This is a genomic window from Streptomyces sp. NPDC056479 (genome assembly GCF_042795335.1).
Classification (GTDB): Bacteria; Actinomycetota; Actinomycetes; order Streptomycetales; family Streptomycetaceae; genus Streptomyces.
Window position 1 is genome coordinate 49,826 of sequence record NZ_JBHTRZ010000007.1, and the last position, 17,826, is coordinate 67,651.

Consider the following 17,826-nt stretch of genomic DNA (forward strand, 5'->3'; position numbering starts at 1 on the left):
CCCGTGCAACGCCCCCGTTGCCCCCTTGTCAGGCATCTGCGGCCGTGCGGGTGGGACATATGTCCGTCCAGCGGTCCTCCACAAAGGCGAGGCAGTCGGCGCGGCTGCTCGCGGTCAGCGCCACGTCCCACCCGTCCGGCACGGTGATCCCGTCGGGCCAGAGCGAGAACTGGCCCTGGGCGTTGGTGAGAACGAGGTAGGTCCCGTTCTCGTCCTCGAACGGATTGGTGGTCACGGTCAGCCCTCCACGAGTGCTTTGTTCTCGGGGTTGTCGGGTTTGTCGCGGTTCTCCGGGGTCTCGGGATCGCCGGGGCGCCCGGAGTCTTCGTCGGAGTCGGTGGGTTCCGGGGAGTCGGCCGCCGCGTCGGGCAGCAGCGAGTCGATGTCCCGTACGGTGCGCCGCGACATGCACAGCACCGCGACCGTGATGCCGCACAGGCCCGCGATGAGCAGCATGGCGGCCATCCCGCTGCCCGGCCCGTCCCCCACCAGCGGCCCGAGCACGACGAAGATGCCGGTGCCGTCCGCGGCCCGCGGTTCGAAGACATGGTCGGCGAGCGGTCCGGAGATCGCGGTGGCCAGCGGGACGGAGATCTGCGACAGGAACACCACCGCACCGAAGACCCGGCCGTGCCACTCCTGCGGAACCTTGGTCTGCACGATCGCCTGCATCACGCCGTTGATCATCGGCATCAGCGCCGCGCCCACGAGGATGGCCGCGCACCAGCCGACCACCCCGCCCGCCAGCGCCATCGCCACCTGGGCGGACAGGCACATGCCGATGATCCCGAGCAGCATCCCCCGGGCCCGGTTCTTCGGCCCGCTCCAGGCCGCCATCAGCAGCCCGCCCGCGACTCCGCCGATCCCGATCGCGGTGTTGACGCTGGCCAGCGCCGAGGTCTCGCCGCCGGACCGGGCCAGCACCATGGGCTGTACGGCGGCGAAGCCGAACACCATGACCAGGTTGACCAGACAGAAGGCCAGCATCAGATCGCGCAGGCTCGGATGGCGGAAGAGGAAGCGCATCCCTTCGACGGCCTCGGTGAGGAGCCTCTTGCGCGGGGCGCCGGCCGGCTTCTGCCCGGGACCGGTGTCCCCCCGCAGCCGTACGAACCGGATCGCGGCCAGCGCGAGGGCGAAGCTCACCAGGTCGGCGACGATGATGAAGCCGAGCCCGGAGAGCGCCACCAGCAGGCCGCCCAGCGCCGGACCGCCGACGTCCGCCGTGCTCTTGGCGCTCGCCAACAGGCTGTTCGCCCGCTGCAGTTGCCGTTTGTCCACCAGCAGCGGCACGGCGGCACCCAGCGCCGGGAACTGGAAGGCGGCTGCGCAGCCGAGCAGCATGACCGCCCCGTAGACCTCCCAGGTGTGCAGTCCGCCGGTGAAGTGCAGGACGCCGAGCAGCGCCACGACCAGCAGTCCGCCACCGTCCGCGAGCTGCAGAGCCGTACGCCGCCTGACGCGGTCGACGAAGGCTCCGGCGAGCGGGCTCAGCAGCACCTGGGGGAGCAGCGCGCACAGCGAGAGCGTGGTCAGCGCGGTGGCCCGGCCGGTGGCCGACCAGGTCTCGAAGACGAAGGCGAACCTCAGGACGGAATTGCCGACCAGGGATACCGCCTGCCCGCTCCAGACGAGCATGAAGGGACCCATGCCGGTGAACCGGCCGGCCCTGCCCCCCTCGTGCGCGGTGTCGTCCTGCGAGCGCGCCGCTTCGGCCACGTGCGTACCCCCGTCGAATGTGGCTTCCGGTCGACAACCCTAGTTCGAAATGGCTTGTCGTATACACCAAACCGGAACACGTGGCGTGCACCTCGTAGACACCTACGAACAATTGACGACACATCGATGATCACGGTCTCGGACAACTGACCCGGGTGGACTCCCCGTCAGGGGTGTCTTTCGTGTGGTGGTTGACCGACGGACTGGCCCACCAACTGCCCTCTCCCTAGGATGTGTTGTCGGCCAGGTGATCTCCTCGGCCGTCCTGCCCCTGGGGGAAGCCATGGAGCCTGGAAAGCTGTCCACGTCGATCGATGCCACGGTCCCCACCGCCGCGCGCATGTACGACCACTACCTCGGAGGCAAGGACAACTACGCCTCGGACCGTGCCGCCTGCGAGGAGCTGGACAAGGTCGTCCCCAGCACCCGCGCCCTCGCGCTGAACAACCGGCGCTTCCTCCAGCGGGTCGTCGGGACACTGGCCGGCGACTACGGCATCCGCCAGTTCCTGGACCACGGCTCAGGCCTGCCCACCCAGAACAACGTCCACCAGGTCGCGCAGGCCATCGACCCGTCCTCGCGCGTGGTGTACGTCGACAACGACCCGATGGTCCTGGTCCACGGCCGCGCCCTGCTGGACCAGAACGACAACACCGCCGTCATCCACGCCGACATGCGCCAGACCGACGGCATCTTCTCCCACGCCGACACCGAGCGCCTGATCGACTTCTCGCAGCCGGTGGCGGTGCTGTTCAACTCGGTGTTCCACTGCATCCCCGACAGCGACACGGACGGTCCGCTCGCCGTGGCCCGCCGGGTGCGCGAGCGCCTCGCGCCCGGCAGCTTCATGGTGATGTGCCAGCTGGTCAGCGAGGACCCCAAGGTCCGCGACTTCGTCACCGACTTCATGAACCAGGCGACCCAGGGGCATTGGGGCCGGGTGCGCGAGGAGAAGGACGTCGCGGAGTACTTCGACGGCCTGGAGATCCTGGAACCCGGCCTGGTGGAGGTGTCCACCTGGCGCCCCGACACCGAGGTGGCACCGCGCCAGCTCACCCAGGAGTGGATCGAGTTCGGCGGCGTGGGCCGACTCCCCTAGCGACGCGGGGGAGTACGGCGCTCAGGAGGCCGCCGGGAAGTACCGCGCTCAGGTAGCCGCGGGGGAGTACCGCTCCATCGTCGCGCGCATTCGGTCGAGTGACTCGCGCGGGTTGAGGGCCTCGTCGCCCAGCCGGTCCAGGGCGAGCCGGTACTCCTCGGTCTCGTCGCGGTCCTCCAGGAAGGCCGCGCTCTTGATGTGCTCCAGATACACGATGTCGGGCAGCTCGATGCCGCCGAACCGGAGATAGGTGACCGGCATGGCGGGCGCCATGGCGTTGGTCACGTCCAGCGGCACGATCTGTACGGTCACATGGGGCCGCTGGGCCATCTCCACGAGGTGCTCCAGCTGCGCCCGCATCACCTCACGGCTGCCCAGGACCCGCAGCAGCACCGACTCGTCGACGATCGCCCACAGCTGAGGCGCGTCCGGACGGTGCAGCAGCTCCCGTCGCCGCATCCGCAGCTCCACCCGCCGCTGTGTCTCACGCGCCGGCGCGTTCGGCAGTCCGCGCTCGACGACGGCCCGGGTGTAGTCCTCGGTCTGCAACAGGCCCGGCACATGCTGGAGTTCATAGGTACGGATGGCCGACGCGGCCTCCTGGAGCCCGACCAGCCGGTCGAACCACTCGGGCATCAGCCGCTTGTCATAGCGCTGCCACCATCCCGGCTCACCGGCTCGGCGCAGCAACTGCAGCAGCACCGAGGCCTCGTACTCCTCGGCGCGGTAGTGCTCCAGCAGGGAGCGCACGTCCGCCTCCGTGGGCGGCCGACGGCTCTTGCCCGCCTCGATGCGCGACAGCTTCGCGGGACTGAATCCCACGGCGCGCGCCGCTTGGTCCTGGGACAGACCGAGGTCCTCGCGGATACCCGCCAACTGGACGCCGACCAGCATCTTCAGCAGGGTCGGCGCGGGCTCGGTCCGGTCCAGATAGGGTTCGAGGCGGGAGATGCGAGGTGACTCGGCGGACATCCTGACTCCCCGTAGACCGGCATACGACAGACCGCATTATCGCATCCCGCCGCCCCGTGCCGCCGCAACCGCGGGAAGTGGAAGGCTCAACTTCCGCTTGGCGGCGGCGTTTCGCCCTCGCCGGTCGCATCTTCCCGGGCGAGCGCCCTGTTTCACACGAGGTGGTCGAACTCCCCTTCCTTCGCGCCCGCCAGGAAGGCCGCGATCTCGGCGGGCGTGTAGACGAGGGCCGGTCCGTCGGGGTGGCGGGAGTTGCGCATCGCGACGCTGCCGTCGCTCAGGGCGGCCACCTCGACGCAGTTGCCCTCGGCATTGCTGTGCCGGCTCTTGATCCAGCGGACGCCCAACGAGCTGGCCCGCATGCCGTTCGATGCTGTTGGCACTGCACTCTCCTTGCTCACGTTCCGCCACGCGTACGCCCCGTCGCCCCAGCGGACCCGGACCGCACCACGTGCTCTGCGTCGACACCACTCGCGCAATTTCCCGTGAAATTGCACGGAGACGCCATCGGCGTGGATAATAGCCCTCGGCGTCAAGTGCAGCGCAGACGCCCCGTCCTGACCGTGTATCAGGGAGACGTCGTGTCCTTACCTGCGTACGAAGGCCTCCGACTGCCCAGTGGCGCTGCGCCGCTTGCGGGGTCGACCGTGACGCCGGAAGCGCACCGCGGCACTCCGGGCCCGCGTCACCTCACCAGGTCCGAAGCCCCGCGCACCTCACCTCGCGCCGTCGCCCTGCGCCTCGTCGGCGCCGAACAGGGCTGCGGTCAGGCCCGCGACTTCGTCCGTCGCACTCTGGACGCCTGGGAGCTGGACCACTGCGGCCCCGACGCCCTCACGGTGGTCACCGAACTGCTCGCCAACGCCGTACTGCACGCCGTACCGCACTGCCCGGCCCGTTCGGGGCCGCATCCCTCGGCCGAGCCCGAGGTCTGGCTCAAGCTCAGCCTCCGCCGCCCCGCCCACCTGGTGTGCGCGGTCATCGACCCGAGCGACCACCCACCCGTGTACCCCCACACCAGCGACCCGCTCGACGAGCACGGCCGCGGGCTGCGCATCATCGACGCCCTGTCCGAGCACTGGGGTTGGACCCGACGGCACCCGATGGGCAAGACGGTCTGGGCGATGCTGCCGACCGGCGAGCAGGTCTGAGCCCAGCGGTCCCCTTCCCGCGGCGCTGCATCCGCAAATGTGCCCTCGGGCATGAACATTTAGGCAAGTGCCCTAATAGGCCGCCATATTTGGGACACCCCGGTACGTGGTGTAACACGGCCACGTTCCTCTGGCGCAGAACTAGACAGAAGCGAGTCACCCCACCAAAGCCGAATTCCCGGCACCGTGGAGCGACCTGTCGTCCCCAGTAACGCGTCAGATCGGATTTCTCGTGAACACCGACCCGGTTTCCGGATACCAGCCGTATGACCAGCACGCACACGCACAGGCCCCCGACCGCTCCGCGCGCAACCAGGCCACGGCGCGGAGAGCGGCCCTGACGATCTGCACGATCGCCGATGTCGCGGCCGGTCTGCTCGGCCTGTGGATCGCGCTGTACCTGCTCGAAGCGAACCAGGGGAACGCCTTCGTGGAGTTCGTCCACGGCTCCGCCGACCTGCTTTCCGGATGGGCACAGGACATTTTCACGATGGACACAGAGGGGCTACGGGTCGTCCTCAATTACGGTCTTCCGGCCGTCCTCTATCTGGCGCTGGGGCACGGAATTGCCGCCCGGCTGAACAGGTCCTGACGGCATTACCCAGCGGAGGAACGGCAAAGTGACACGAACGCCCGCCAACAACGAGCACCTGCCGATATATGAAGACCTGGTGCGCGAACGCGGAGACGTAGTGGCAGAGGCCCAAATAGCAGCCGCACACACCCAGCACCAGGCAGCGGAACTGCTCCCCGGCGAGGAGGCACATCACTGGGACCGACAGCCGGGGCATCCTGGTCGGCCCGGGTTCGGCTAGGCATGCCCACGCCGCTCGCCCGCTCAGAGCGCCGCTGCTGGGCCCCGATGGTCTTGCCGGAGGGGGTGTGCCGGGTGCCCCAGTTCTGGGTGAGCTGAGGGCTGCTCGGGAACGACCTCGTCGAGGATTCGGCGCACATCTCCTCCGGCGTGTGCTCGCCACGCGCGAGGATCTTGCCTGTTCGCCCCAGCAGTTGCCCGATCTCTGGCGGTGGTCGACAAGGCTGCGTGCCGAGAACGAACAGTGCCCGGAACCACGGACGCCCGCCCCTGGGGCGATGACGGCCCGTGCTCGCGGCCGGCTGCCAATCGCGATACTCCAGATTGACCTGGACGGTTGCCCCAAGATCCTGTCCACGAACAGTGCACAGACCCCGCCCCAGGGTGGCTCAGCGCCGCATACGCCGTCACAAACGCGAAGACCCCGACCGCAGCGTTTCCGCTGATGACGGGGTCTTTGGGCACCTCATACAGGGTGCCCCCGGCAGGATTCGAACCTGCGCACACGGCTCCGGAGGCCTTATTGCCTCACAGACAAAATGCTGGTCAGAGGCTTGATTGACGCGAAACAGTTGGCGCCTGTCCACGGATGGTCCACAAGGGCAGCGCTGGCTCCGATGGGCCTCAAGAAGGCCTGATGCGCGATCTCATGGCCCCGTTGCTCGAAGCGACCGTTCGCAACGCTATTCTCACGGAACCTGCCCATGTCAGGGGAGGGCATCCGGGGAAGGCATCCCTTGAGCGACACCTGGGCTGCTATCGACTTTGAGACCACCGATGCGCACGGTGTCCGCCGGTTACGTTCCCGACCGAACTGCTGCCCTACGTGAAACGTCACCTGGACGCTTACGCCAAGCCTGGCTGTGACGGTCACGTCCTCCTAGGTCCCCAGGGCGGCAGGCTCCGGCGGGTCAAGTTCCGGGATGACTGGATCAACGCCAGGAAGCCCGGAGATGGTGGTACAGGTCAGCGCTTCAGCCCTTGGAGGGGGGCCGATAGCTGAAGCACGGGACGCTGGCTGCTGCCTCTGGCAAAGTGATCGCCACTGCTAGACGTTTCTCGTGAGGAACCTTTGTGAGCACGCTCGGTAGCTTCATCTGGTCAATCGCTGACCAGCTTCGGGGCCCCTACCGCCCCAACCAGTACGGGACAGTGATCCTCCCGTTCACGATCCTGAGACGGCTCGACTGCGTACTTGAGCCGGACCGCGCTGCGGTACGGGAGCTGGCTGCGAGGTACGAGAACCCGAACCGGCTCAAGGTTGAGGTCAAGAAGGCCACGGGGCGGACGTTCTACAACACCTCCAACTACGAGTTCTCGAACCTGCTGGCCGATGCGGATGGGCTCACGGACAACCTCGCTGACTACATCGACCGGTTCTCCGCCGACGTGGACGTGTTCGAGTACTTTGACTTCAAGAAGGAGATCCTGGCCCTGGAGAAGGCCGGGCTTCTGCGCGAGATCGTCAAGTCCTTCGGTGCCGTCGATCTCCACCCCGATGTGGTGTCGAACTCCGACATGGGCGACGCCTTCGAATACATCATCCGCAAGTTCAACGAGGCCGCGAACGAGACCTCCGGAGACCATTACACGCCGCGCGACGCGATCCGGCTGCTGGTTGACCTGCTCTTCGCGGAGAAGGACGTCGACCTTGGTGAGGGCAGCATCATCCGGTCGCTGTACGACCCCACCGCCGGCACCGGCGGCATGCTCTCCCTGGCAGAGGAGCACCTGCTCGCCCAGAATCCCGGGGCGAAGCTGAGCTTGTACGGTCAGGAGTACAACCCGCAGTCGTACGCCATCTGCAAGTCCGACCTGCTCGCCAAGGGCCACTACGCGACCAGCATCGCCTTCGGCAACACGCTCACCGACGACGCCTTCAAGGGCCGTCAGTTCGACTATTGCATGTCCAACCCGCCCTATGGGGTGGACTGGAAGCAGTACGCCAAGGCGGTCAAGGAGGAGCGCGACTCCGCCGGCCCCTACGGCCGCTTCGCGCCGGGACTCCCCGCGACCTCGGACGGTCAGATGCTCTTCCTGCTCCACTTGGCCCACAAGATGCGCGCACCCGAGGACGGCGGCGGCCGCGTCGGCATCATTATGAACGGCTCGCCGCTCTTCAACGGCGCCGCTGAATCCGGCCCCTCTAACATCCGCAAGTGGCTGCTGGAGAACGACCTCGTCGAGGCGATTGTCGCCCTGCCGACCAACATGTTCTTCAACACCGGCATTGCAACCTACATCTGGATCCTTGACAACACCAAGCACCCCGACCGTCAGGGCAAGATCCAGCTCATCGACGGCACGTCGTTCTGGACCAAGATGCGCAAAAATCTCGGGTCCAAGGGACGCCAGATCAGCGACGATGACCGCGCCAAGATCGTGAGGCTATATGCCGACTTCGAGGACGCCGATCCCGACCTCTCCAAGGTGCTGCGCAACGACGAGTTCGGCTACTGGACCATCACCGTCGAGCGGCCCCTGCTCGATGCGGACGGGAAACCTGTCGTCGACCGCAAGGGCAACCCGAAACCCGACTCGAAAAAGCGTGACACCGAAAACGTGCCCTACACCTACGGCGGCTCAACCGTCGGCGCGGCAGGGACTCACGAAGTCATCCAGACGTACTTCGACGCGGAGGTGAAGCCGCACGTTCCTGACGCCTGGATCGACTGGGCCAAGACCAAGACCGGCTACGAGATTCCCTTTACCCGCCACTTCTACAGGTACATTCCACCTCGTCTGCTCGCCGAGATCGATGCCGACCTGGAGAAGCAGGTCACCAAGATCCTCGACCTACTGCGGGAGGTCGAGGGGTGAGCTCTCTGACGCTGATCGGTGCACACCGTGCCGTCTCCGAGTTGCTTGAGAACCGGCCCGAGTCGTGGGACGTCGTTCGCTTCAAGGGGTTGTTCGAACGACTCGATCGACGAAATGTCGACCTCGCACATGAGATGTTGTCGTTGCGCTCGACAGGCGAAGTCGTCGCGCGAGCTGAGATGGGGGGGCGTCAGGAGCCCGACGAAGCCAGCCTGCCGAAGTACCTCGTCGCCGAAATCGACGACCTTGTGGTTAACCCGATGTGGCTGATCGGCGGCGGCATCGGCGTGTCCCTGCGGGCAGGAGCGGTCAGCCCCGACTACCGCGTCTTCAGGTCGCGCGGCGCCTTGCTTCCGCGGTTCGTTCATCACCTGCTGCGATCGCAGCCATACCTTGACCAATACCTTCTGTACACGCGAGCGCAGACGACGTTTGACCGTCGAGTGCAGCAGCCAGACTTGGACAATCTCCCGCTGCCGGTGCCTCCCCTGGAGGAGCAGCGAGCTATCGCCGACTACCTCGGCCATGAGACAGCCCGCATCGACACACTCATCGAGGAGCAACAGCGGCTGATCGAGCTGCTCCGCGAGCGTCGGCTAGCGGCGGTTGAAGTAGCGGTCTCCGACGTCCAGACGAGTGGGCCACGGCTGAAGCACATCATCCAGTCGGTACGTCAGGGCTGGAGCCCGCAGTGCTACGCCTGGGCCGCCGATGGTGTTGAGATGTGGGCCGTCCTCAAGGCAGGGGCTGCAAACGGTGGTCGATTCCGGCCCATGGAGAACAAGGAGCTGCCGAGTGAGGAAACTCCGCGACCAGGCATCGTGGTACGGCGGGGTGACCTCATCGTGTCGCGTGCCAACACACGCGAATTGGTCGGGAGCGCCGCGGTGGTCGACGGTGACTTTCCGCGACTCATGCTCTGCGACAAGCTCTACGCGTTCACGCTCGACGAGCACCAGGCACTCCCTCGGTTTGTAGCGGCTGTCCTCGGGAGCCGCAGGTGGCGCGATCTGATCGAGTTGGAGGCCACGGGCGCGAGTCACTCGATGCTGAACGTCAGTCAGGCCGACATCGTGAACCTCCCGATGCCAGTTCCTCCCATTGAAGAACAGCGCCGACTCATCACAAGACTGGACGAACAGACAACAGGGATCGACCGACTGATCGTGGAGGCCGAGCAGTTCATCGAGCTCGCCCGCGAGCGTCGGTCGGCGTTGATCACGGCGGCGGTGACGGGGCAGATCGACGTACGAGAGGTGGCGTGATGGCTGACCACCACGAGGTGGTCTTCGAGACGGAGATCTGCGAGTTCCTGCGGGACCATGGCTGGCTGTACTCGGCCAATGACACGGGATATGACCGCGAGCGGGCACTGTTCCCCAATGACCTATTCGCGTGGCTGGAGAAGACCCAGAAGTCGGCGTACCAGAAGGCGTTAAAGGCGGCGGGCTCGCAGGCGAAGTTCCTCGACGTGTTGACCGCGGCGCTCGACCGGCCGCTGGAACATGGCGGTGGGACGCTGAACATCCTGCGTAACGGGGTGCAGTACATCGGCGGTGGTCGGTTGAAGATGGCGCAGTTCCGTCCGGAAACGTCGCTCAACGAGACCACGACGGCGCACTACGAGGCGATGCGGGTGCGGGTGGTGCGACAGGTGCACTTCTCGACCGCCGACCAGCGCAGTATCGATCTGGTGTTCTTCGTCAACGGGCTCCCGGTGGCCACGGTGGAGCTGAAGACCGACTTCACCCAGTCGTTGGACGAGGCAGTCAACCAGTACAAGCAGGATCGCAATCCGTTGACGAACGGGCGGCCGGAGCCATTGCTGTCATTCGGTCACCGGGCGCTGGTGCACTTCGCGGTCTCGAATGACCTGGCGGCGATGACCACGAGGCTGGAGGGGGAGAAGACCCACTTTCTGCCGTTCAACATCGGCTTCGACAGCGGTGCCGGCAACCCGCCCGGCGCGGACGGACGGTCGTCGACGGCGTATCTGTGGGAACGCCTCTGGGAGAAACACGCCTGGCTGAACATCATCGGGCGGCTGATGATCGTGCAGACCAAGGAAGAGTGGGACGTCACCACCGGCACGTCGGTGCGGCGTACAAGCATGCTCTTCCCTCGGTTCCACCAGTGGGAGGCTGTCACAAACATCGTCGATGCGGTGAAAGAGGAGGGTGTCGGGCAGCGGTACTTGATTGAGCACTCGGCCGGGTCGGGGAAGACGAATACCATCGCCTGGACGGCCCACCGGCTGGCGCGGCTCCATGTCGATGATCGGAAGCTCTTCGACTCGGTCATCGTGATCGTGGACCGCACCGTGCTCGACACCCAGCTGCAGGATGCGATCCGGCAGATCGACGGCACCGGCAAGATCGTCACGACTATCAGCCCCGAGGACGTCCGCAAGGCCGGCGCAAAGTCGAAGTCGGGTCTGTTGGCGCAGGCACTGAAGAACGGTGAGCTAATCATCGCGGTGACGGTGCAGACCTTCCCGCATGCGCTGAGCGAGATCCGGACCCACGCTGGCCTGAAGGGCAAGAAGTTCGCCGTCATCGCCGATGAAGCGCACTCCTCTCAGTCGGGCCAGATGTCCTCAAAGCTGAAGCAGGTGCTGACGGCCGAGGAGATCAAGGAGATCGAGGAGGGCGGCGAGATCGATGTGGAGTCGATCTTGGCCTCGGAGATGACCGAGCGGGCAGAGTCGGAGAACATATCCTACTTCGCCTTCACCGCGACGCCGAAGAACAAGACGCTGGAGCTGTTCGGCCGCAAGGGGGCCGACGGAAAGCCGCGCGAGTTCCACCTGTACTCGATGAAGCAGGCGATCGAGGAGGGCTACATCCTCGACGTGCTCAAGGGCTACCAGTCCTATGACACCGCGCTGAAGATCGCCGGTAAGGCTGAGAGCGGTGACGGAGGGGAGGTCGAGGAGGCCGCGGCCCGCAAGGGGCTGATGCGGTGGGTGCAGCTCCACCCGACGAACATCAGTCAGAAGGTGCAGATCATCGTCGAGCACTTCCACGCCAACGTCGCCTATCTCCTCGAAGGCAAGGCGAAGGCGATGGTGGTGACCGGCACACGCAGGTCCGCCGTGAAATACAAGCGGGCCATCGACGCCTATATCGCGAAGCGCAGCGCCTCGGATGCCTCGTACAACTACCGCACGCTGGTCGCCTTCTCGGGCGGGGTGACGATGACCGAGGACGAGACCTGGCACAGCAACTGGGGCCCGCAACCATCGGAGGATGACGAGTTCACCGAGGCCAACATGAACCCCGGTGCCGGGGCTGATCTTGCAGCCGCGTTCAAGGGCGACACGTACAAAATCATGCTGGTCGCCAACAAGTTCCAGACCGGCTTTGACCAGCCCCTCCTCTCGGCAATGTACATCGACAAGAAGCTGCCGGGGCTCACTGCGGTGCAGACGCTCTCGAGGCTCAACCGCACCCATCGCACCGCCGGTGGGGAGCAGAAGCGCAAGACGTTCGTCATCGACTTCGCCAACAAGCCCGAAGACATCAAGGCAGCCTTCGAGCCGTACTTCAAGAGTGCCACCGTGGAGACCGAGACCGACCCGTATATCGTCATCCACCTGGCTAACAAGCTCGCCCAGGCCGGAATCTACACCGACGACAACGTCCGCAAGGTCGCCGAACTGTGGGTGACCCGGAAGGGTAACAACGCACTCTCGGGGGCGATCAGCCCAGCGCAGCACGACTTTCGGCGCCGCTACGCGCGAGCGATCGAGGAAGAGGACAAGGTTGCCCTCAACGCGCTCGACCTCTTCCGCAAGGATGTCTCCACCTACGTACGTCTCTACGACTTCATGTCCCAGGTCGTCGACTACGGCGACCCCTACATGGAGATGCTCTCCATCTTCCTGCGCCTGCTGGAGAATGTCATCGCCGAGTCCGCCTGGGCCGCCGATGTAGACCTCTCCGACGTTGTCCTGGTCGGGGTCAAGCACAACAAGGCGAACCCGGTCGACATCTCACTCGTGGGCGACGGACAACTGAAGGGCATCAGCGCCGCCGGCACGGGCACGAAGAAGGATCCGAAGTACGTTGCACTCCAAGTCGTCATAGACAAGATGAACGACCTATTCGGCGCCGAATCCTTCGCCGAGTACCAGGTACGAGAGTTCGTGCAAGGGCTCGTCCAGCGATTGCTCGCCGACCCGAACCTGATCAACCAGACCAAGGTGAACTCCAAAAAGCAGTTCTTGGAGTCGCCAGACTTCCAAGCAGCCGTTACGGAGGCGGTCGCAGACAACCAGGACGCCCACAACACCATGGCTGACTACTTCTTCACCGACGGGCCGGGTATCAACTCGATCATCGTCGCCCTCGCGGATGCCTTCTACGAAGCAGCGGTCGATCACCAGGTGGATACCTAGATACGGCACACGTATGTCCCGCCCCTGCAGACCATCCCGCTGCGGAGGTGAGGATAAGCAGGATCCCCCGTCATCAAGCAGGCCGAGTTGTCCTCGGTCGGCCAACTCCACCGCTATGGATGGGACCAACTGGAGGACGAGGGAGGGTTCCTGACAGACCAGGCGATCGGATTCTGAAGAGGGTCCGGCTGGAGGCCATCCAGGCCGAAGCAGCGGGTCTGGACTCGGTGAGAGAGCGGGACAACCTCAATAGGAGAGGGGCTGGTGATCTCGTCTGAACTGTGACTGGGCTGGTCGAGGAAGCGAGCGACTACTCGACGAGCGTTCCCAGATCAGCTAGTCTCACCGAGCCGCTTGGCGAGGTAATTAACCAGCGCACTCCGATCTCCATGAGACAGCTTGCGCGCGCGGTCGTAAGCGTGATCGACCCTTGACCGGGGGCGTTCGCCCTTCCGCATCCAGTTGAGAAGCTCACCCGCCTCCTTGTTGGTGAGCCGCTTCAACCCCGCGAGGACCTCGTCATACTGCTCGGGGTCAGGCACTTCGTCCCGAACCGTTTCGTTGCAGCGAGAGCACTCAACGCGCCAGTTGTCGATGTCGTCTCGGGCCCCGCGGGACTTAAGTCGCTCCTGCGGCACGAGATGGCCGATTGTAAGTCTGACCTTCGTTCCCGGCTCGCCAGGGTAGTCTTCGTCGACGCCCGCTCCGCAGATCCTGCAACGAGAGCCGTCACGCTCCATGACGAACCGTCGAACCCTAGCACTCGGGGCGAACTTCTCGTACTTCGCTCGCTCACTGTCGATCCACAGCTTTCCCCCCTTGGCTTCTAGACGGTACTCGTCCTGAGCGAGAGTGGCGTCATTTCGTTGCGACGGAATGACCCAGTCGCACTTCCGGAGCTCGCGCAGCCTGCGATTCAAGTGCTCCGAGCTCTGGGCTATGTCAGGGCCCAGAGCGGCCCGGAGCTCTCGCATCGTGAACGTATCGCCTACGTCCTTCCTGAACCAAAGCCAAGCCGCCAATCGGCACTCTTGGCCGAAACGCTGCTTCCTGGTTCCCGGCCGGATCGAGAGCTCCCACCACAGAGTTCCGTCGGGAGCTCTCGACTCATCGCGCTCGTTGACATCCGTAGGCATGCGGGACAGTATGGCCGGCTCAGCAGATCTTCGACTAGAGACTTCGCGTCCTCTGATGCGCGGGCTTAGCGATCTCGGCCTCTTCCAGACTACTTAGCCATATTTAGACCGTCTACTTGTGTAAGCCAATCGCGGTACAGGCTCGCGTCATACCCGGCAGCATTAAGGAGCGCAGAAGACTCAGCAATACATCTCTCGAACTCATCGGCTTGATTCCGAAGAATCTCGTCTACGCGCGCGCGTTCGCGGACTCGGCGGGGAACAATAGCTGACTGATCGCATAGTTTATCGGCCGCGGATGGCGCCGAGGTAGAGGTCCTAGCGAGGCCGTAAGCATCGGGGCGGGTAATAGGGTCTGGCTTGAAGCGGATGGCCAATGAGACGATGTCGTCTTCGCCATCACCCGAACCTGTACGGTATGTCATAAAGCTCCGTACGTATGCTTTCAGGCCGAAACTCACCCCACTCGCGATAATCCACTGCGTTAGACCTAGCATGAAAGCTTCGCCTGTGCCCACAATTTCCGGCATGCGTACAGGTCCGCTACTTTCTTGAAGTCCCCAAGCAGCAGCGAATGCAGCCGAATACTTCTGGCATGTATCGTGGATATCTTGAGCCAACCGAAGCAGAGTCTTCATTGCCTCAGAGTCGACATTATCATCATCCATTCGGGTTGTGATGAAGAGAAGAAATTCTTCATCAGAGCTTTCTTGGTTGTGTAGAATTTCCTGCAATGCGGCAAAATAGTTAGGCGCTCCCTCCCCCTTTTCGTGAACTGCGAATCCGCCACATAGATCGATGTTGATCGCATGGAACGGTCCTTCGCGTCTCATGCGTTGCCATGGGACTGAGCGTACTTCCCCTACAGAGCGAAAATCTCCAGGGAAAACCTCTGACTGAGGTTGAATGCAATCCAGCCTATTGATGGAAAACTGGGCAGCGTTCAGTTCAGGCTGGTCAGCTGCCGTTGGAGCCGCAGCCGAATTAAAGCCAAGATATCGCAGCTTGACATCGTGTGGAGAGCAAATGTTCTCCGCAATATGACGTATATCCAGAAGATCATTTCCGGGCAGGGTCAAGTAGCGAAGTTCTCGATCGGCAAGTTGTAGATCGCGCGCAAGAAATCCGATCTCGCGGCACCATTGAACTCTTCGCACGTACTGCTTCCGCGGCCGGTGCCAAGGCTGAAACTTGCGTTCCGTTCTCTCTGGAAAGGGAACCGGCCCCTCGCCGAGGAGAGCTAGGAGGTCATCGGACTCGTCGGAGCCTGTCGCCTCTTCAGACAAGGTTTTCAGCCTCCATGATGCCGAGGATGGATCCAAGCAGATTGTCTTGTTCCTTGGGGGTTAGCTGTTCGAGAACCCCATAAACGGATAGGATCTTAGTGATCGCTTCAAGCTTGCGTAGATTGCTCGGGTTCGGTGAAGGGAGGGAGGTCTCCGGGATCTCCTCGATAATGCGATCCAGGTCGAACGATTGAGTAATTCCCTCAGGTCTTGCCGCGGCTTTTTCATCGCCACGCGTGAATCGAATGTGAGGGACTACGCCTTCACCGTCAGTTCGTAGCGAGTTAGCAGAATCTACAATGCGACTGATACGGCTTTCTGTGTCCCGCTTTGCTGAACCCCGAGCCTCCTGTCGGAGTTGCTGTGCTTGTCGCTTCTGTGTATTGGCAAGCTGGCGCAGGGAGTTATGGAGCCAGCGCGTGAGGACGACTGTGTGTGGGTGAGCGGTGTTGAAGCTCTCGCGGTCGATGTTGAGAGCGGCTTCGAGTCCCTGCTTCACGAAAATTTCACAGGTGATCTGGCGAAGCCGTGTCAGTTCCGCAACCTGGTAGTTAAAGAAAGTAGAGTCAAATAGCGTGCCACTTGCTCCATGGATGCGGACCAGGACGCCTTGATTTTCAGTCGGTGCGATCTTTGGTGTCCAGAATAGGTAAGCCTCAAATTCCAGTGGTCCGGCGCTAACATCTTGGCTGATTCCCTTGAATTCCTGTCGTTGTGAGCCAACGAAGACCATTGGCTTCTTTAGGACATGCTGCGTTGTGGGTAGATTGCGGAATTTTAGGGGTCGACTGAGTTGCACGCCATCGATGAGAACTTTGAAATCATGGTGAGTAACTTGGGCGGGAGGTAGCTCGGCAAGTTCCCGGACAGTAATACCCGGGTCGGCGCTCTGGAGTTGCTGGGCTGCTCCCTTGGGGCTATTCGATAGCTTGTAAAAGTAGGCCCAGTCGTCTGCAACGCTTTCATCCAGGACGCTCTTGCCAACATAGGGAAAGGGGAGTGCGAGCGAGAGGTTCCAGAGCATCTGGAGATATGCGTCAAAGATGTCCGTTAGCTTTACGGACGTGCGTCCTTGCGCGGCTTTCCAGACCTTATCAACCATTTTCGCAAATGCCTCCTCGGGGGTGTCTCGATCGTCCCATGGAAGGCTGCGCAGCTTGTGTTTCTGGTATTCAACGTGGAGGCCATGTGAATCAAGATGGCCAATATGATAAGCGGGAATGGCGGAGCGAGTCTTTGCCTCTGCTCCTCCAGCAACATGGTTATCGATAGCACCCCACAACTGCTCGCTACGTAGGGTATCCCTGGTCTGAGGGCGAATAGCCGTGAGAACGATGGTTGTGCCATGTGCGTTGACGTCTTCAGTGGGCTCTCGCCAGACTTGGTAGCGTCCCGCCTGGAATTCAGAATCGTCACTTTCAACGGGCTTGTCGGCAAACTGACTCAGGTTTACGAGGACGACCGTGCGATGCCGATCATTCGCCGTCTTCGTGATGATTTGAAAGCTGTGGGTGAGTTGCGAAACGGAGAATATGCCAATCCCGAGTTTGCCGATGAGCTTGCGGCCTTTAGGGCTGGTGGTGGGGTCGCCCGGTGAGGAAATACCAAGTTCCTGACCCTGCTCTGTGCGCTTGGCGCTACCGCCGATGTTGTGGAGCAAATGGATAACTGCCTCAGGGGTCATCCCGCTGCCATTGTCCTCAACCGTGATGCGGCTAAAATTGGGTGCGTCTGTTTTAATTGACACCCATGTAGCATCGGCGTCATAGGCATTCGCGATGAGTTCCCGAACTGCCGACCCAGGCTGACGGTAGATGCCGTCAGTAACGCGAGCGATGACGCGGTCATTCGTAGTCAGCGTGGACTCGATAGATTCCATCTGACTGGTTACCTGGCGAAGCTGATTGGCAATCTCCTGGTCGTGCGTATGTCGCAATTGACTCATCGACGGTTCTTGCCTCCTCTCTGCAGAGTCAGGCGTTCTGAGCTCTTGCTCCTGTGTGCACACGTCGTCCTGTCGTGCCGCCACGGTCTAGGCCTGGCCGACGTACATTCATTCGATGGTCCCGGCTTGGTATTATTAGTTACTACGGGGCTTCGCGCCGGCGGGATCAGTGTAATCACTTGCAATGTTGTGTGATGGCGAAAGCCAAGAACGGGGCCGCCGAACGGTGAATCGGTGAGGCAACCTTGGATCGGGGAGTAGCTGTCGTCATCTGTCACGCCGCTTCGCCTCGGCCATGCCTGAGGCCCAGCAATGGCGCTGCATCTCCAGACATCCGAGTTGTTGCACCCGAGACGGTAGTGGCTGCACTGACACTTCATGTTGCCCCCAAGCCCGCGGCTAGTAGGCCACGGAAGATCTCTTGTACCACTCCCTGTGCTCTTGCGGTACAAGGTTGGCGTAGCGACTTTGGCCGGGAGCTGCTT

The 17,826-nt window shown here is 63.1% G+C and carries 13 protein-coding genes; 6 read left to right on the forward strand and 7 right to left on the reverse strand.

Annotated features, from left to right (window positions below):
• Nucleotides 1-28 precede the first annotated feature (28 nt).
• A complete protein-coding gene (locus tag ACFQ6S_RS26535; protein WP_383414664.1) occupies nt 29-235 on the reverse strand; it encodes an MbtH family protein in 207 nt (68 codons plus the stop codon).
• A gap of 2 nt (nt 236-237) precedes the next feature.
• Complete coding sequence (locus tag ACFQ6S_RS26540) at nt 238-1,719, reverse strand: MFS transporter (RefSeq protein ID WP_383414667.1); 1,482 nt, start codon at nt 1,717-1,719, stop codon at nt 238-240.
• Between the two features lie 283 nt (nt 1,720-2,002).
• Between ACFQ6S_RS26540 and ACFQ6S_RS26545 the strand changes: the two genes are divergently transcribed.
• Complete coding sequence (locus ACFQ6S_RS26545) at nt 2,003-2,818, forward strand: SAM-dependent methyltransferase (RefSeq protein ID WP_383414670.1); 816 nt, start codon at nt 2,003-2,005, stop codon at nt 2,816-2,818.
• 48 nt (nt 2,819-2,866) lie between these two features.
• Here ACFQ6S_RS26545 and ACFQ6S_RS26550 read toward each other — a convergent pair whose 3' ends face one another.
• Nucleotides 2,867-3,790, reverse strand: coding sequence for a helix-turn-helix domain-containing protein (locus ACFQ6S_RS26550; RefSeq protein ID WP_383414673.1), 924 nt, complete (start codon nt 3,788-3,790; stop codon nt 2,867-2,869).
• 152 nt (nt 3,791-3,942) lie between these two features.
• Nucleotides 3,943-4,152, reverse strand: a complete 210-nt coding sequence (locus ACFQ6S_RS26555) for a DUF397 domain-containing protein (RefSeq protein ID WP_383415834.1) — start codon at nt 4,150-4,152, stop codon at nt 3,943-3,945.
• Between the two features lie 285 nt (nt 4,153-4,437).
• Here ACFQ6S_RS26555 and ACFQ6S_RS26560 point away from each other — a divergent pair, with 285 nt between their 5' ends.
• The 5 genes from ACFQ6S_RS26560 (at nt 4,438) to ACFQ6S_RS26580 (ending at nt 12,974) form a co-directional block, all read left to right on the forward strand.
• Nucleotides 4,438-4,941 carry an ATP-binding protein gene (locus ACFQ6S_RS26560; protein WP_383414675.1) on the forward strand — a complete coding sequence of 168 codons (504 nt, stop codon included), beginning with the start codon at nt 4,438-4,440 and terminating at the stop codon, nt 4,939-4,941.
• A 232-nt stretch (nt 4,942-5,173) separates the two neighbouring features.
• The gene (locus tag ACFQ6S_RS26565; RefSeq protein ID WP_383414678.1) at nt 5,174-5,533 is read left to right on the forward strand and encodes a hypothetical protein; all 360 of its coding nucleotides are present in this window, start codon (nt 5,174-5,176) and stop codon (nt 5,531-5,533) included.
• 1,296 nt (nt 5,534-6,829) lie between these two features.
• A complete protein-coding gene (locus tag ACFQ6S_RS26570) occupies nt 6,830-8,575 on the forward strand; it encodes an N-6 DNA methylase (RefSeq protein ID WP_383414681.1) in 1,746 nt (581 codons plus the stop codon).
• Nucleotides 8,572-9,840 carry a hypothetical protein gene (locus ACFQ6S_RS26575; protein ID WP_383414684.1) on the forward strand — a complete coding sequence of 423 codons (1,269 nt, stop codon included), beginning with the start codon at nt 8,572-8,574 and terminating at the stop codon, nt 9,838-9,840. Before ACFQ6S_RS26570 ends, ACFQ6S_RS26575 begins: the two co-directional genes overlap by 4 nt.
• Nucleotides 9,840-12,974 (forward strand): type I restriction endonuclease subunit R, encoded by a 3,135-nt coding sequence (locus ACFQ6S_RS26580; protein WP_383414687.1) that lies wholly within the window; start codon nt 9,840-9,842, stop codon nt 12,972-12,974. Before ACFQ6S_RS26575 ends, ACFQ6S_RS26580 begins: the two co-directional genes overlap by 1 nt.
• A 332-nt stretch (nt 12,975-13,306) precedes the next feature.
• On the opposite strand, the gene ACFQ6S_RS26585 is transcribed toward ACFQ6S_RS26580, so the two are convergent.
• From ACFQ6S_RS26585 to ACFQ6S_RS26595, 3 genes are all read right to left on the reverse strand, one after another.
• A complete protein-coding gene (locus tag ACFQ6S_RS26585; RefSeq protein ID WP_383414690.1) occupies nt 13,307-14,110 on the reverse strand; it encodes an HNH endonuclease in 804 nt (267 codons plus the stop codon).
• 89 nt (nt 14,111-14,199) lie between these two features.
• Nucleotides 14,200-15,396 carry a hypothetical protein gene (locus ACFQ6S_RS26590; protein WP_383414693.1) on the reverse strand — a complete coding sequence of 399 codons (1,197 nt, stop codon included), beginning with the start codon at nt 15,394-15,396 and terminating at the stop codon, nt 14,200-14,202.
• Nucleotides 15,389-17,341, reverse strand: coding sequence for an ATP-binding protein (locus ACFQ6S_RS26595; protein WP_383414696.1), 1,953 nt, complete (start codon nt 17,339-17,341; stop codon nt 15,389-15,391). Before ACFQ6S_RS26595 ends, ACFQ6S_RS26590 begins: the two co-directional genes overlap by 8 nt.
• Nucleotides 17,342-17,826: the final 485 nt, after the last annotated feature.